The organism is Shimwellia blattae DSM 4481 = NBRC 105725 (assembly GCF_000262305.1).
GTDB classification, from domain to species: Bacteria; Pseudomonadota; Gammaproteobacteria; order Enterobacterales; family Enterobacteriaceae; genus Shimwellia; species Shimwellia blattae.
This window is the reverse complement of sequence record NC_017910.1, coordinates 623,464-639,503: the sequence shown is the minus strand read 5'-3', so window position 1 is coordinate 639,503 and position 16,040 is coordinate 623,464. Positions and strand designations below refer to the sequence as shown.

Genomic DNA, 16,040 nt, shown 5'->3' with positions numbered 1-16,040 from the left:
TGGTGTACTGTGGGGAAGTAGCAGATCAAAACAATGTTTTAAAAACCAGTGAAATGAGGAGTCATTATGCCTTACCTTGCCAGCCCGGAACGCTATCAGCAGATGGCGTACCGCCTCTGCGGGCACAGTGGTTTGCGCCTGCCCGCGCTTTCTCTCGGTCTGTGGCACTCTTTTGGTGACAATAACCCGCTGGAGACCCAGCGCGCCCTGTTACGCACAGCTTTTGATCTGGGGATAACCCATTTTGATCTGGCGAATAACTACGGGCCGGGGCCCGGCAGTGCAGAAAGCAACTTCGGTAAACTGCTGCATGAAGATTTCCGCCCCTACCGTGATGAGCTGATTATCTCCACCAAGGCCGGTTACGATATGTGGCCCGGCCCTTACGGTAACGGCAGTTCACGCAAATATTTACTCGCCAGTCTGGACCAGAGCCTGCAACGCATGGGGCTGGACTATGTCGATATTTTCTACTCCCACCGGGTCGATGAACAAACCCCCATGGAAGAGACCGCTGCAGCCCTGGCCCAGGCGGTGCAGAGCGGCAAAGCGCTGTATGTGGGGATCTCCTCTTACTCGCCCGAGCGCACCCGCGAAATGGCCGCCCTGCTGGCAGAGTGGAAAATTCCGCTACTGATCCACCAGCCGTCCTATAACCTGCTGAACCGCTGGGTGGATAAGAGCGGCCTGCTGGATGTGTTAAAAGAGACCGGCACGGGCTGTATTGCCTTTACGCCGCTGGCCCAGGGGCTGCTGACCGGCAAATACCTCAACGGTATTCCGCAGGGCTCACGGATGTTCTACGAAGGTAAGCGCGAGCGGGGGCTGACGGAAAACATGCTCAGTGAGAGCAACCTCAACAGCCTGAGACTGCTCAACGAGATGGCGCAACAGCGGGGCCAGAGTATGGCGCAAATGGCCCTGAGCTGGTTGCTCAAAGACGACAGCATCACCTCGGTGCTGATTGGCGCCAGCCGCCCGGAACAGCTGGAGGAAAACGTAAAAGCGCTGGATAACCTGCACTTCAGCCAGGAAGAGCTGGACAAAATAGACCAGTACGTTGCCGACGGGGAACTGAACCTGTGGCAGGCCTCTTCAGATAAATAACCTTCACCGGCCCCGCTCCGGCGGGGCTGCGTATGGGCTATTCTGCTTTATCCATTCACTATCCGCCCGGCCGTGCGCAACCTCATAGCCCCGGCGCCGGAAATCTGGATTAATCCCCCTATTCTTTCGCCACTGAGAACCAGAAATGCGTGCATTTGACAAAATGGTCGCCGGGGAGCCCTACGACATTAATGATCATGAGCTGGTTGAGATCCGCTATACCACCCGGGATCGCACCGATGCGTTTAACCAGTTAGCCGCCCGCCAGAAAGGGGAAAAAGATGCGCTGATCCGCAAAATATTTGGCACCGTGGGCGACAACGTTCACATAGAAAAGGGGCTGCGGGTCGACTACGGCTGCAACACGGTGCTGGGCAATAACGTGTTTATTAACTTCAATTTCGTGCTGCTGGACTGCGCCCCGTTCCGGGTGGGGAATAATGTGTTTATCGGCCCGGATGTTCAGGTCTATACCGCACAGCACCCGCTGGATATCACCACGCGCCGCCAGCATATCGGCAGCGCGCGGCCGGTCACCATTGAAGATGATGTCTGGATAGGCGGCGGCTGTATTTTACTGCCCGGTGTCACCATTGGTGCCGGTAGCACGATCGGTGCCGGAAGCGTGGTGACCCGCTCCGTTCCGCCAGGCTCCGTGGCCTGCGGCAACCCGTGCCGGGTGGTCAAAAGCCTTTGCTGATACAAAAAAGCCCCCGCGCTGGCGGGGGCTCTGGTAACAAGTAGTGCGGGCTCAGCCCGGGCGGTGGGCCGTGGCGGCCTCTTCACCCACCAGACCAATCTTCAGGTAGCCAGCCTGGCGCAGCCTGTCCATCACGTTCATCAGGGTTTCGTAATCGACGGTTTTATCCGCCCGGAAGAACACGGTGGTGTCTTTCTTACCGGCGGTAATGCTGTTGAGCGTGTCGACCATTGTGGCGTCGGTAACCGGCTCATTGCCGATAAACATCGCTTTATCTGCCTTCACGGACAGGTACACGGGTTTTTCCGGGCGCGGCTGCGGCTCACTGGACGAGGCGGGCAAATTCACCTTCACATCCACCGTTGCCAGCGGTGCCGCCACCATAAAGATAATCAGCAACACCAGGATAACGTCGATAAACGGCGTAACGTTGATGTCGTGCATTTCATTATCTTCACCGGCGTTTTCATTCAGATGCATGGCCACGGGGCATTATCCTATACGTAATTTCTGGGCACTGTGGGCACTGACAGAGGGCACAGAACTGGCGCTTAAATCCAGATCGCGGCTTTGCAGCAGCAGGACCTGTGCGGCCACATCGCCCAGATCGGCTTTATAGCCATTGATCGTGCGGGAGAAGATATTGTAGATAATGACCGCCGGGATCGCGGCCACAAGGCCGATAGCCGTTGCCAGCAGGGCTTCGGCGATACCGGGGGCCACCACAGACAGGTTCGTGGTCTGGCTGTGAGCAATGCTGATAAAGCTGTTCATAATGCCCCATACGGTCCCGAACAGCCCGACAAATGGCGCAATCGCCCCGATGGTCGCCAGGTAGCCATTACTGCGCCCCAGGTAGCGGGCCACCCCGGCCACTTTGCGCTCCAGGCGAAAAGCGCTGCGATCTTTAATGCCTTCGTTATCTTCGCTGCCGGAAGAGAGCTCCAGCTCGTTGTGCACTTCATTAACCAGCTGGCGGCTGAAGCTGTTCTCTGCAAACTGCTGCACGATTTCGCGCGCCTGGGTAAAGGAACGCGCCTCACTGAGCAGTTGCTGTTCCTGCTTAAGACGACGTTTCTGTTTAATAAACTCAGCGCCTTTACTAAAGAAGATCGCCCAGGTCACCACCGATGCCAGTATTAAGCCAATCATCACCGCTTTTACCACTAAATCGGCATGGTGATACATCCCCAGGACAGAGAGATCCGCCTGCATCAAATTTTCTTCCACGCTAACGCTCCAGGACGAACATAAGGAAAACTGCCGCACATGATAACAAAACCGCATCGAATTGATAGTCGTTCTCATTACTATTTACAGAGTGCAATTTTTTCTGCCGGTTTTCCTTGCGCTTACGCAGTAAAAAAATGCCGTTGCTGATTTTTCAGCGTTTAACTGCGCAATAAAAAAGCGTCTGCACAACGGCGCCGGGAAGTGGTAACGTATATCGACATTTAGACATCCAGACGGATAAACGGAGCTGCAACCATGGCGTCAGACGACAATTCACACTATCGCGCATCACACCCCGACACGGTTCTGGTTAATGCCGGGCGCCGTAAGCGCTTCACCCAGGGCGCCGTTAACAGCGTGGTTCAGCGCGCCTCTTCACTGGTATTTAACAGCGTTGCCGACAAGCGAAAAGCCACCGCAGGCCGGGCCAGCGGCGAGCTGTTTTACGGGCGGCGCGGCACGCTGACCCACTTCTCACTCCAGGAAGCCATGTGCGAGCTGGAAGGCGGTGCCGGGTGCGCCCTGTTCCCCTGCGGGGCGGCGGCAGTTGCCAATACGATCCTCGCCTTTGTAGAACAGGGCGATCACGTGCTGATGACCAACACCGCCTACGAACCCAGCCAGGACTTCTGCAGCAAAATTCTGGCAAAACTCGGGGTGACCACCAGCTGGTTTGACCCACTGATCGGCGCCGGTATTGCGGAAAAAATACAGCCCAATACCCGGGTGGTCTTTCTGGAGTCCCCCGGTTCGATCACCATGGAGATTCACGATATTCCGGCCATTGTGGCCGCCATTCGCGCCACCGCCCCGGAGGCGGTGATCATCATGGACAACACCTGGTCTGCCGGGGTGCTGTTTAAAGCGCTCGACGCCGGTATTGATATCTCCATTCAGGCGGGCACCAAGTACCTGGTCGGCCACTCAGACGCCATGATAGGCACGGCCGTGTCCAACGCCCGCTGCTGGGATCAGCTGCGGGAGAACGCCTACCTGATGGGCCAGATGGTGGATGCGGATACCGCCTATGTGACCAGCCGCGGTTTACGCACTCTCGGTGTCCGGCTGCGCCAGCACCAGCAAAGCAGTATTGAGGTTGCGCAGTGGCTGGCCGCCCAGCCCGCCGTGGCGCGGGTGAACCACCCGGCGCTCCCCTCCTGCCCGGGGCATGAATACTGGAAGCGGGATTTTACCGGCAGCAGCGGGCTGTTCTCGTTTGTGCTGAAGCAGCGCCTAACCGACCAGCAACTGGCTGATTTTCTGGATAACTTTAGCCTGTTCAGTATGGCTTACTCCTGGGGGGGATTTGAGTCGCTGATTCTGGCGAACCAGCCGGAAGAGATTGCCGCCATTCGCCCCGGCAGCCAGGCCCTTGTGGAAGGCACGCTCGTGCGGGTGCATATTGGCCTGGAAGATCCCCGGGATTTGATTGACGATCTGGCCGCAGGGTTTGCCAGAATCGCGTAAACGTATCCGCAGCACAGCACCTGGTCAGACACTAAAGGAAACGTAAAGGTTCGTGTCTGATCAAGGTGCCCGGTCGTAAATCAGGTTACAATACCGCCTTACGTTAGACGCACACAAAAAGCAGTACCACAGGATCCCCCATGGTTGTCATTCAACATATTGCCACTGCGTTGTGGCAGCACGATTTCGCGGCACTTTCCGACCCGCATATTGTCGGCATTGTCTATTGCGTTATGTTCGCTACCCTGTTTCTGGAAAATGGCCTGTTGCCCGCCTCTTTCCTGCCCGGGGACAGCCTGCTGCTGCTGGCAGGCGCGATGATTGGCCGCGGGGTGATGGATCTGGTGCCCACAATCCTGATACTGACCATTGCCGCCAGCCTCGGCTGCTGGCTGAGCTATCTTCAGGGCCGCTGGCTGGGCAATACCCGCACGGTAAAAGGCTGGCTGAGCCACCTTCCCGATCAGTATCACCAGCGGGCCACCTATATGTTTGATCGCCACGGTCTGCTGGCCCTGCTGGCGGGGCGCTTTTTGGCGTTTATCCGCACCCTGTTGCCGACCATGGCGGGGATTTCCGGGCTGCCGAACCGCAAGTTTCAGCTGTTCAACTGGCTGAGCGGCTTTTTGTGGGTCAGCGTGATCACCGGTTTTGGCTACGCCATCAGTATGATCCCGTTTGTGAAGCGCCATGAAGACCAGGTCATGACCTGCCTGATGATCCTGCCGGTGCTGCTGCTGGTTGGCGGGCTGGCGGGCACCTTAGTGGTGGTTATCCGCAAAAAAATCAGCGCCTGATCACCCGCAATACCCCGTAACACTCACACTGCCGCCGGTTCACTACCCGGCGGTATTTTTTTGCTTACCGGGCCAGCGGGCTGATGGTCTCCTGCACGGCCCGCAGGCGCGCGGCATCCTCCCCCGGGGTCAGACCGAAGTAGCGTTTAAACTCGCGGCTAAACTGAGACGCGCTCTCATACCCTACGCGCATAGCCGCCGCGCTGGCTTTCATACCGTCGTGCAGCATCAGCATCCGCGCCTTGTGCAGCCGGTAGTTTTTCAGATACTGCAACGGGGAGGTGCTGGTCACCGCCTTAAAATTATGGTGAAAAGCCGAAACGCTCATATTGGCTTCGGCAGCCAGCTGATCCACACTCAGGCTTTCGGTGTACTGGGCTTCAATACGGCGCAGCACCCGGCTTATCAGCCCAAAATGGCTCTGGCGGTTTATCAGCGCCATCAGCGCGCCGCCACAGGGGCCGGTCAGCACCTGATAGAGGATCTCGCGAATAATCTGCCGGCTGAGGATGCGCGCATCCAGCGGGCGATCCAGCACATCCAGCAGCCGCTCCAGGCTACACAGCAGCCCGGCATCCAGCCGGGCTGAGTTGATCCCGCTGGCGCTGGGGGCGGGCTGAAAGGCATCATCCTCGCCAATATCCATCACCAGCTCCTGAAGCTGGAGCAAATCAATATTGATGCGCATCCCCGCCAGTGGTGCCTCCGGCGTGGCCCGGGTTTCACAGTCAAACGGCAGCGGCACCGTCAGCAGTAAATAGTCGTTCGCGTCGTAGCGGAATACCCGCTCATTCACATAGCCTGTTTTATGCCCGGAAAAGAGAAAAATAATCCCCGGCCGGTACATCACCGGTGTGCGGGCGCAGCTGTGTTCGCTGTAGAACAGGCGGACATCCGGCACAATGGACGAAAAATCAATTTCATTGTTATTCAGGTAATTAATGCGTTTTGTCAGTTGCTGACAGAGAGTTTCAGTTTCCACGACGGGCCGCTCGCAGGCTGTAAATGATGGCTATTATAGTGCAAAAACCTGTGCGCATTCTCCAGCACTCTGGAGGATCAGGCAAGAGACAGGCAGAAATATGCATTGAGCCCGTAGCCCCTCTGCGCGGACAATAAGCCCCATACTGATGAAACCTATTTCACCTGATACAGGGGAACCGACACATGAATAATTTTGACCTGCACACTCCGACCCGGATTTTATTTGGCAAAGGAGCCATTGAGCAGTTACGCGCCCAGATCCCGGCCGGTGCCCGGGTGCTTATCACTTACGGTGGCGGTAGCGTGAAAAAAACCGGCGTACTGGACCAGGTGCACCAGGCACTGGCGGGCATGGATGTGCTGGAATTCGGCGGCATTGAGCCCAACCCGGCATATGAAACCCTGATGCAGGCTGTTGCACTGGTACGCGAGAAAAACGTCACCTTCCTGCTGGCCGTTGGCGGGGGCTCCGTGCTGGACGGCACCAAGTTTATCGCCGCTGCCGCAGGCTACACCCATAGCAGCGATCCGTGGGAGATTCTGGAAACCTACGGGGAATTTATTACCAGCGCCATTCCGATGGGCTCCGTGCTGACCCTGCCGGCCACCGGCTCAGAATCAAACAAAGGCGCGGTCGTTTCCCGGCGCAGCACCGGCGACAAACGCGCCTTTATGTCGCCGTTTGTGCAGCCGGTTTTTGCGGTACTGGATCCGGTGTACACCTATACCCTGCCCCCCCGCCAGGTTGCCAACGGGGTGGTGGATGCCTTTGTGCACACTATTGAGCAGTACCTCACCTACCCGGTGAATGCCAAAGTGCAGGACCGGTTTGCGGAAGGCATTCTGCTGACCCTTATCGAAGAAGGCCCGAAAGCCCTTACCGATCCGCAAAACTACGACGTGCGCGCCAATATCATGTGGGCCGCCACCATGGCCCTGAACGGCCTGATCGGTGCCGGGGTTCCCCAGGACTGGGCAACCCATATGCTGGGCCATGAGCTGACCGCCATGCACGGCCTGGATCACGCCCAGACGCTGGCGATTGTGCTGCCCGCCCTGCTGAACGAAAAACGCGCGCAGAAACACGACAAACTGCTGCAGTACGCCGCCCGGGTGTGGAACATTACCCGGGGCACGGATGATCAGCGCATCGATGCAGCCATCAGCGCGACCCGCCAGTTCTTCGAGTCCATGGGGGTGGCCACCCACCTGCGCGATTACCAGCTGGACGGCAGCTCCATTCCGGCACTGCTCAGCAAACTCGAAGAGCACGGCCTGACCCAGCTGGGCGAGCATCAGGACATTACGCTGGATGTCAGCCGCCGTATTTACGAAGCGGCGCGCTAAAGGATTTCCCCGGGAGACTTTCGTTTTCCGCCAGATAGACCAGACTTAGTGCAAGAGTTTTACCGGGCCTGTATCGCGGGCCCGGTTCACAGTACAGGAGGAGGAACGATGACACATCCTACAATCATCAGGCTCCAGGATGGCAATATCATGCCGCAGCTCGGCCTTGGCGTGTGGAAAGCCACCAACGAAGAGGTGGTGAACGCAATTGATAAAGCGCTGGAGATCGGCTATCGCGCCATTGATACGGCTGCCGCCTACAAGAACGAGGAAGGGGTCGGCACCGCTATCCGCCAGTCTTCCCTGCCCCGCGAGGAGCTGTTTATCACCACCAAACTGTGGAATGACGATCAGCCACGCCCGCGCCAGGCCCTGGAGGCCAGCCTGGAAAAGCTCCAGCTCGACTATGTGGATCTGTGGCTGATGCACTGGCCGGTGCCCGGTAAAGATCACTACCTGGAGGCCTGGCAAGGCATGATAGAGCTGCAACAGCAGGGGCTGGTAAAAAGTATCGGGGTCTGTAATTTCCAGATAGAGCACCTGAAAAAGCTGATTGATGAAACCGGCGTTGCCCCGGTTATCAACCAGATAGAGCTCCACCCGCTGATGCAGCAGCGCCAGCTCCACGCCTGGAACGCCACCCACAAGATCCAGACCGAATCCTGGAGCCCGCTGGCACAAGGCGGTGAAGGGGTGTTTGACAATAAAATTATTCGCCACCTGGCGGATAAATATAACAAAACCCCGGCGCAAATCGTGATCCGCTGGCATCTGGACAACGGCCTGGTGGTGATACCGAAATCGGTAACTCCGTCGCGGATTGCGGAAAACTTTGCCGTGTGGGATTTCCGGCTGGAAAAAGACGAACTGGGCGAAATCGCCAAAATGGATATCGGCAAGCGCTTAGGGCCGGATCCGGACACCTTCGGCGCTTAAACCACTCTGACAACGGGCGCCCGCTTTCACGGGCACCGTCGCCGGTTACTTACCTGCGGACTTCTTCCCCTGAATGCTCTGGCGGCGGCCGGCACCCGGTTTTGCCGGGCGGGCGGCCTGGGGCTTCCCGGTGCCGGTGCGGGCCCCTGCCGGGCGTTTACCGGCCCCGGCCTTCGCCCCCTGACCAGCGCTGCGCTGGTGCACAATATCCGAATGGCGGGTTAGCGCCACCTGGCTGCCCCGGCTCTGGCGACGGGCGGCACGTATTTCATCTATCGTCGGTGCCGGTACCAGGCAGTCACGGCGGCTGCCTATCAGGTGCTTCATGCCCATATTTTCCAGCGCCTGGCGGATCATCGGCCAGTTAGCCGGATCGTGGTAACGCAGCAGCGCCTTGTGCAGACGGCGCTGGCGATCGCCGCGCGGGATATACACCTCTTCACTCTTATAGGCCACCTTACTGAGCGGGTTCTTCCCGGTGTAATACATGGTGGTGGAGTTCGCCATCGGCGAGGGGTAAAAGTTCTGCACCTGGTCGAGACGGAACCGGTGGCGCTTCAGCCACAGGGCCAGATGCACCATATCTTCGTCTTTGGTGCCCGGGTGGGCGGAAATAAAATACGGAATTAAATACTGCTCTTTGCCCGCCTGCTTCGAGTAGAGATCAAACAGCTCTTTGAACCGGTCATAACTGCCCATACCCGGTTTTTGCATTTTGGACAGCGGGCCCTCTTCGGTGTGTTCCGGGGCAATTTTCAGATAGCCACCCACGTGGTGAGCGGCCAGCTCTTTGATATAGCGCGGATCTTCCACCGCCAGATCGTAACGCACGCCGGAGGCTATCAGGATTTTTTTAATCCCGTCCAGATCCCGGGCCCGGCGGTACAGATCGATAGTCGGCTGGTGGTTGGTATCCATATGCTGGCAGATATCCGGGTACACGCAGGACGAGCGGCGGCAGGTCTGTTCCGCCCGCGGCGATTTGCAGCGCAGCATATACATATTGGCCGTGGGGCCGCCGAGATCGGAAATGATACCGGTAAAGCCGGGCACCGTGTCGCGGATCGCCTCAATCTCATTAATAATCGAATCTTCAGAGCGGCTCTGAATAATCCGCCCTTCGTGCTCGGTGATCGAGCAGAAAGAGCAGCCCCCGAAGCAGCCGCGCATAATGTTGATGGAAAAGCGAATCATGTCATAGGCGGGGATCTTTGCCTTACCGTATACCGGGTGCGGAATACGCTGATACGGCAGCGCAAATACGCTGTCCATCTCTTCGGTCGACAGCGGGATCGCAGGCGGGTTAACCCACAGGTAGCGGTCGCCGTGTTTTTGCATCAGCGCTCTGGCACAGCCGGGGTTGGTTTCATGGTGCAGAATACGCGAGGCGTGCGCATACAGCACTTTGTCGCTTTTGACTTTTTCATAAGACGGCAGCAGAACGTAGGTCTTTTCCCAGGGTTTCGGGCGTGGCGGCTGCACCGTGACTGGTTTTGCTGCACTGGCCACCGCCTTTTCCGGTTTGCCGGTCTCAGCACAGGGCAGATCCTCACCATAAGGGTGCGGAATAGGATCAATCCGCCCCGGGGTATCCAGGCGGGTGGAGTCCACCCCGGACCAGCCCGGCAGCGCCTCTTTGCGCAAAATTGCGGTGTTGCGGATATCAAGGATATCGCCAATCTTCTCCCCCGCCGCCAGGCGGTGGGTCAGCTCCACCATGGGCCGCTCGCCGTTGCCGTAGACCAGCATATCGGCTTTTGAGTCCACCAGGACTGAGCGGCGCACCGTGTCGGACCAGTAATCATAGTGGGCGATACGCCGCAGGCTGGCCTCAATACCGCCCAGTACAACGGGCACATCGTTCCAGGCCTCTTTACAACGCTGGGTATAGACCAGGGTCGCCCGGTCCGGGCGTTTACCGGCCACGTTGCCCGGGGTGTAGGCATCGTCGCTGCGCAGGCGGCGATCGGCGGTATAGCGGTTGATCATCGAGTCCATATTCCCGGCAGTCACCCCGAAATAGAGGTTCGGCTTGCCAAGGCGCATAAAGTCCTCTTTGCTGGTCCAGTCCGGCTGGGCAATGATCCCCACCCGGAAGCCCTGGGCTTCCAGCATTCGCCCGACGATGGCCATCCCGAAACTGGGGTGATCCACATAGGCGTCTCCGGTAACGATAATCACATCGCAGCTATCCCAGCCCAGTTGATCCATCTCCGCGCGGGACATTGGCAAAAAAGGCGCGGGGCCAAAGCAGGCAGCCCAGTACTGGGGCCATGAAAAGAGATCGCGATCGGGCTGAATCAGAGAAATGCTGCTCATAAAGTTTCCGGAAGTGATACAAAAACCATCAAAAGGCCGGGATTATACGCCTGATTACCCCCTGAAAAGAAGCGTTTTGAAGAGAAAATAGCCACCCGCCATCCGGCCTGACGGGATCTCAATGAAACTATTGATTAAATTATTTTTAACTTGTGGTTTACAACAAAAAGGCCCGCAGTCGCGGGCCTGAGAACAGAGGCAAAAACCATCAGTACAGCAGGCGGGCGCGCACCGTACCGGGGATGGCCCGCATCTGCTGCAGCGCATTACGGGCAATTTCTTCATCCGCGTTAATATCAATCACCACATACCCCACATGCACCGAGGTCTGCAGATACTGGGCGGCAATGTTAATCCCCTGATCGGCAAAAATATGGTTGATGGCCGTCAGCACGCCGGGGCGGTTTTCATGAATATGCAGCAGGCGACGGGCACCGCTCGGGTGCTGCGGCAGGGAGGCTTCCGGGAAGTTCACCGCCGAAAGTGTCGAGCCGTTGTCCGAGTATTTGGTCAGCTTCCCGGCCACTTCCAGGCCAATATTTTCCTGCGCTTCCATGGTGGAGCCGCCGATGTGGGGCGTCAGCAGCACATTATCAAACTCAATCAGCGGTGAGCTGAACGGGTCGCTGTTGGTGGCGGGCTCCGTGGGGAAGACATCAATAGCGGCCCCCGCCAGGTGCTTGCTGCTCAGGGCGTCGCACAGGGCCGGAATATCGACCACCGTCCCGCGGGAGGCGTTAATCAGCAGCGCCCCGGGCTTCATCATTGCCAGTTGTTCAGCGGCAATCATATTTTTGGTGGAGGCGTTTTCCGGCACATGCAGGCTGACCACATCGCTCATATTAAGCAGGTCGGAAAGGTGCTGAACCTGGGTTGCGTTCCCCAGCGGCAATTTACTTTCAATATCATAGAAGAAGACGTGCATCCCCAGGGATTCGGCCAGGATGCCCAGCTGGGTGCCGATATGGCCGTAACCGATGATCCCCAGCTTTTTCCCGCGCGCTTCAAAACACCCGACAGCCTGTTTATTCCAGATACCACGGTGCGCTTTTGCGTTTGCCTCCGGTACGCCGCGCAGCAGCAGCAGCAGCTCGCCAATCACCAGCTCAGCCACGGAACGGGTGTTTGAGAAGGGGGCGTTAAATACCGGAATACCGCGTCTGGCGGCCGCATCCAGATCCACCTGGTTAGTACCAATACAGAAGCAGCCAATCGCAATCAGTTTTTCCGCCGCGGCAATAACGTCTTCAGTCAGATGGGTGCGGGATCGTAAACCAATGAAGTGGGCATCGCGGATGGATGCCTTTAACGCATCGCTGTCCAGCGCGCCTTTATGGTACTCAATGTTGGTATAGCCCGCCGCGCGCAGGCTATCAATCGCCTTCTGGTGTACACCTTCAACCAGCAGGAACTTAATCTTGTCTTTCTCCAGTGATACTTTTGCCATTTCCCCGACCCTGTCTTATCTGAACTGATGTTGTGTCGCGGCGTCTGTCATACGCTCGCCTTCTGTCAACATATCAAAAAAAACGTCAGCGGCAATATGAACGTTTGCGTAGTTGCCATGAGCAAATATCACCCGGGGGCATAAGGCAGCATAAAATGTTACAAACGGAGGAAATATCGGCGTTTATTAAATTACAGATAATAATTTGTGATATATGTCACCAAACAAGGGGGCACTATTTTTTTGTGATCTTTTTGGCGGGTAACGGGGGCGATAACCGCCCCCGGTAAGATTATTTACTGATGATGGTTCTAACCCCATCCGGCGTACCGATCAGCGCAACATCGGCCCCGCGACGGGCAAACAGGCCCACGGTCACCACGCCCGGAATGGCGTTAATGGCGTCTTCCAGGGCGACCGGATCCAGAATTTCCAGCCCGTGAACGTCCAGAATGACGTTGCCGTTATCGGTCAGCACGCCCTGGCGGTACTCCGGGCGCCCGCCCAGTTTCACCAGCGTGCGCGCAACACAGCTGCGCGCCATCGGGATCACTTCAACCGGCAGCGGGAAGCGCCCAAGAATATCCACCTGTTTGGAGCTGTCTGCGATGCAGATAAACTTCTCTGCAACGGAGGCAATAATTTTTTCCCGGGTCAGGGCCGCGCCACCGCCTTTGATCATCTGCATGTGGCCGTTAATTTCATCGGCGCCGTCAACGTAAATCCCCAGTGAGTCAACCTCATTCAGGTCAAACACCGTAATACCCAGGCTTTTGAGTTTTTCGGTGGAGGCATCGGAACTGGAAACCGCCCCTTCAATCTGGTTTTTCATGGTGCCCAGAGCATCAATAAAGTGGGCGGCGGTAGAGCCAGTGCCCACACCAACAATGGTGCCCGGTTGTACATATTGAAGTGCAGCCCAGCCTACGGCCTTTTTCAGTTCATCCTGCGTCATGATTTTCGCCTGTGTCATCAGTGGGGAGGTCCGGGGCGGTATTATATACCCCCGGCGGCGCAAAGTGGCAGACATGTTCCCACATCATCTGGCCGGTTCGTGACATTTTTACCCGTGATCCGTGGTAGTGTATGTAGTTCGACCATTTTTTCTTGCCTGCATAAGGATTTAACCTGGCCCAGGACTATTTTTATGTCATAGTGCTGAAATAACGAAAACAGGAGCAAACACACCACAATGAAACGCCCGGACTACAGGACACTACAGGCACTTGATGCCGTTATCAGGGAGCGGGGATTCGAGCGCGCTGCGCAAAAGCTCTGTATTACTCAGTCAGCGGTTTCGCAGCGTATTAAACAGCTGGAAAATATGTTTGGCCAGCCTCTGCTGGTGCGCACCGTCCCCCCCCGTCCGACAGAACAAGGGCAAAAGTTGCTGGCGTTGCTGCGCCAGGTGGAGCTGCTGGAAGAAGAGTGGCTGGGTGATGAGCAAAGCGGCTCTACCCCGTTGCTGTTATCTATTGCGGTCAACGCGGACAGCCTGGCCACCTGGCTGTTACCGGCGCTGGCCCCGGTACTGGCCGACTCCCCCATCCGCCTGAACCTCCAGGTTGAGGATGAAACCCGCACCCAGGAGCGCCTGCGCCGGGGGGAAGTGGTTGGTGCGGTGAGTATCCAGCCCCAGGCGCTGCCCAGCTGCCTGGTGGATAAGCTCGGTGCGCTGGACTATCTGTTTGTCGCCTCCCGGCCCTTTGCCGAGCGCTATTTTCCCAACGGTGTTACCCGGGCGTCCCTGCTGAAGGCACCGGCGGTGGCCTTTGACCATCTGGATGATATGCATCAGGCGTTTGTGCAGCAGCATTTTGACCTGCCGCCGGGCAGCGTGCCCTGCCATATTGTGAACTCGTCAGAAGCCTTTGTGCAGCTGGCGCGCCAGGGCACAACCTGCTGCATGATCCCGCATCTGCAAATCGAAAAGGAGCTGCGCACCGGGGAGCTGATTGATCTGACCCCGGGGCTGTTCCAGCGCCGCATGCTGTACTGGCACCGCTTTGCGCCGGAAAGCCGCATGATGCGCCAGGTTACAGATGCCCTGCTGGAATACGGGCATCACGCCCTGCGCCAGGAGTAGTGGAGAGCGTGGCGGCGGCTGCCGCCACGGAGAGTATCATCAGTGCGCCGCAGGGGCGGGAGCACGTCCGTTATCCAGCCCGAAAACCACCTCTACGCGATCATCAAACTGTATTTTCTGCTGCTCGTAGGTATCGCTGACGGAAGCCTCAGGCGCGGCAGAGGCTTTCATCATGCGCATCACCGGCATTGGCCGTGCATCAGACACCTGGTAGCGGATACTCCACACCGGCCCCAGTTTGGTGTGGAACCCTTCGGCCAGCTTGCTCGCCTGGTGGATAGCATTCTCAATGGCCGCCTGGCGGGCTTTATCCTGATAGGCCTGAGGCTGGTCCACTTCAAAGGAGACTGAGCGGATTTCATTCAGGCCCGCTTTCAGGGCACCATCCAGCAGATCGTTGAGTTTATTCAGGTTACGCACCGTCACCGTGACATTGCGGATAGCCTGGTAGCCTTTGAGGATAGCTTTACCCTCTTTGCTGTACTCATACACCGGCTGGGTACGCAGGTTGGCCGCGTTGATGTCTTTCTTCTCCACCCCGTTGTTTTGCAGGAATGTCATATACTGGGCGACTTTCTGGTCCGCCTGTTTTTTGGCGCTTCCCGCGTCTTTGGCGGACACATTCACTTCAATATTCAGCCGCGCGATATCCGGCACTGCATCAACCGTTGCGGTACCCGTGGTCACAATATGGGGGCTGTCGGGCAAATCTGCCGCCATCGCCGTGGCACTGCCACCCAGGCCCATCATTGCTGCCAGAACCAGAATTTTAAACTTCACTGTAATGCCTCCATGTACTCTTCAACGGATAACCTGCCGAGTATTTAGTATAAAACACCAATTTAAGAGCAGATGTTTCCTAAACAACGGCAGGGTGTGAATGGATTAAGCATAGCGGAATCCCGCCGTTGCTCAGGAAAATAACGCCTGAACATGGCCGATCCCTTCCCGCGCCAGACCCAGCGCAATGCCCCACATTACCATACCGACCAGGCCGTTAATAATGCGCTGGGCTTTTACGGTGCGCAGGCGCGGTGCCAGCCAGGCCGCCAGCAGCGCCAGGCCAAAAAACCAGATAAACGACGCGCTGACCGTACCCAGGGCAAACCAGCGTTTTGGCTCTTCTGCCAGCTGGCCACCCAGGCTGCCCAGCACCACGAAGGTATCCAGATAGACATGGGGGTTCAGCCAGGTGACCGCCAGCATGGTCGCGATAATCCGCCAGCGCCCCTGGCGCATCACCTCGGCACTGGCCAGCGCCGGGCTGTTACTGGCGGCCATGCGCAAAGCACCCCAGCCGTACCACACTAAAAACAGTACCCCGCCCCAGGTCACCAGCGCCAGCAGCCAGGGGGACTGCATCAGCACCGCGCTGCCGCCAAAAATACCGGCGCAAATCAGCACCAGGTCACTCACCGCGCACAGGGCGGCAATCATAATATGGTACTGGCGGCGGATCCCCTGGTTCATCACAAAGGCGTTTTGTGGGCCGAGGGGGAGGATCATCGCAGAGCCCAATGCAAGCCCCTGAAAATAATAAGATAACACTGGATAATTCCTTGCACAGTTAAGGTAATGCCAGGAGTGTAATCTGCGCCAGTTATAAGAGGAAATGGA

15 protein-coding genes are annotated in these 16,040 nt (G+C 57.4%); 7 read left to right on the top strand and 8 right to left on the bottom strand.

The window, feature by feature from the left end; translation table 11 throughout:
* Positions 1–66 precede the first annotated feature (66 nt).
* The gene (gene mgrA, locus EBL_RS02965) at positions 67–1,107 is read left to right on the top strand and encodes an L-glyceraldehyde 3-phosphate reductase (protein ID WP_002443434.1); all 1,041 of its coding nucleotides are present in this window, start codon (positions 67–69) and stop codon (positions 1,105–1,107) included.
* A gap of 145 nt (positions 1,108–1,252) precedes the next feature.
* Positions 1,253–1,807: a sugar O-acetyltransferase gene (locus EBL_RS02960; RefSeq protein WP_002443432.1), complete on the top strand. Its 555-nt coding sequence runs from the start codon at positions 1,253–1,255 to the stop codon at positions 1,805–1,807.
* A 51-nt stretch (positions 1,808–1,858) separates the two neighbouring features.
* On the opposite strand, the gene exbD is transcribed toward EBL_RS02960, so the two are convergent.
* A complete protein-coding gene (exbD, locus tag EBL_RS02955; protein ID WP_002443429.1) occupies positions 1,859–2,293 on the bottom strand; it encodes a TonB system transport protein ExbD in 435 nt (144 codons plus the stop codon).
* Positions 2,294–2,299: 6 nt separating this feature from the next.
* Positions 2,300–3,037: a tol-pal system-associated acyl-CoA thioesterase gene (exbB, locus tag EBL_RS02950; RefSeq protein WP_126298240.1), complete on the bottom strand. Its 738-nt coding sequence runs from the start codon at positions 3,035–3,037 to the stop codon at positions 2,300–2,302.
* A gap of 258 nt (positions 3,038–3,295) precedes the next feature.
* On the opposite strand from exbB, the gene metC reads away from it, so the two are divergent.
* Positions 3,296–4,507 carry a cystathionine beta-lyase gene (metC, locus tag EBL_RS02945; RefSeq protein WP_002443425.1) on the top strand — a complete coding sequence of 404 codons (1,212 nt, stop codon included), beginning with the start codon at positions 3,296–3,298 and terminating at the stop codon, positions 4,505–4,507.
* 140 nt (positions 4,508–4,647) lie between these two features.
* A complete protein-coding gene (locus EBL_RS02940) occupies positions 4,648–5,304 on the top strand; it encodes a DedA family protein (RefSeq protein ID WP_002443424.1) in 657 nt (218 codons plus the stop codon).
* A 64-nt stretch (positions 5,305–5,368) separates the two neighbouring features.
* Here the strand turns inward: EBL_RS02940 and EBL_RS02935 are convergent, their stop codons facing one another.
* On the bottom strand, positions 5,369–6,286 hold the full coding sequence (locus EBL_RS02935; RefSeq protein WP_002443422.1) for an AraC family transcriptional regulator: 918 nt from the start codon (positions 6,284–6,286) through the stop codon (positions 5,369–5,371).
* 185 nt (positions 6,287–6,471) lie between these two features.
* On the opposite strand from EBL_RS02935, the gene yqhD reads away from it, so the two are divergent.
* Positions 6,472–7,635, top strand: coding sequence for an alcohol dehydrogenase (gene yqhD, locus EBL_RS02930; protein WP_002443420.1), 1,164 nt, complete (start codon positions 6,472–6,474; stop codon positions 7,633–7,635).
* Positions 7,636–7,743: 108 nt separating this feature from the next.
* Entirely contained in the window at positions 7,744–8,571 is an 828-nt protein-coding gene (gene dkgA, locus EBL_RS02925) for a 2,5-didehydrogluconate reductase DkgA (protein WP_002443418.1), read from the top strand.
* Between the two features lie 45 nt (positions 8,572–8,616).
* Here dkgA and EBL_RS02920 read toward each other — a convergent pair whose 3' ends face one another.
* The 3 genes from EBL_RS02920 to rpiA form a co-directional block, all read right to left on the bottom strand.
* The gene (locus EBL_RS02920; RefSeq protein ID WP_002443416.1) at positions 8,617–10,890 is read right to left on the bottom strand and encodes a YgiQ family radical SAM protein; all 2,274 of its coding nucleotides are present in this window, start codon (positions 10,888–10,890) and stop codon (positions 8,617–8,619) included.
* Between the two features lie 208 nt (positions 10,891–11,098).
* The gene (gene serA / locus EBL_RS02915) at positions 11,099–12,337 is read right to left on the bottom strand and encodes a phosphoglycerate dehydrogenase (protein WP_002443414.1); all 1,239 of its coding nucleotides are present in this window, start codon (positions 12,335–12,337) and stop codon (positions 11,099–11,101) included.
* Positions 12,338–12,629: 292 nt separating this feature from the next.
* Positions 12,630–13,292, bottom strand: coding sequence for a ribose-5-phosphate isomerase RpiA (gene rpiA, locus EBL_RS02910; protein WP_002443412.1), 663 nt, complete (start codon positions 13,290–13,292; stop codon positions 12,630–12,632).
* Positions 13,293–13,529: 237 nt separating this feature from the next.
* On the opposite strand from rpiA, the gene EBL_RS02905 reads away from it, so the two are divergent.
* A complete protein-coding gene (locus EBL_RS02905; protein WP_002443411.1) occupies positions 13,530–14,423 on the top strand; it encodes a LysR family transcriptional regulator ArgP in 894 nt (297 codons plus the stop codon).
* A 39-nt stretch (positions 14,424–14,462) separates the two neighbouring features.
* On the opposite strand, the gene EBL_RS02900 is transcribed toward EBL_RS02905, so the two are convergent.
* Positions 14,463–15,203: an oxidative stress defense protein gene (locus tag EBL_RS02900; protein WP_002443409.1), complete on the bottom strand. Its 741-nt coding sequence runs from the start codon at positions 15,201–15,203 to the stop codon at positions 14,463–14,465.
* Positions 15,204–15,335: 132 nt separating this feature from the next.
* Positions 15,336–15,971: an arginine exporter ArgO gene (argO, locus tag EBL_RS02895; protein WP_002443407.1), complete on the bottom strand. Its 636-nt coding sequence runs from the start codon at positions 15,969–15,971 to the stop codon at positions 15,336–15,338.
* Between the last annotated feature and the right edge of the window lie 69 nt (positions 15,972–16,040).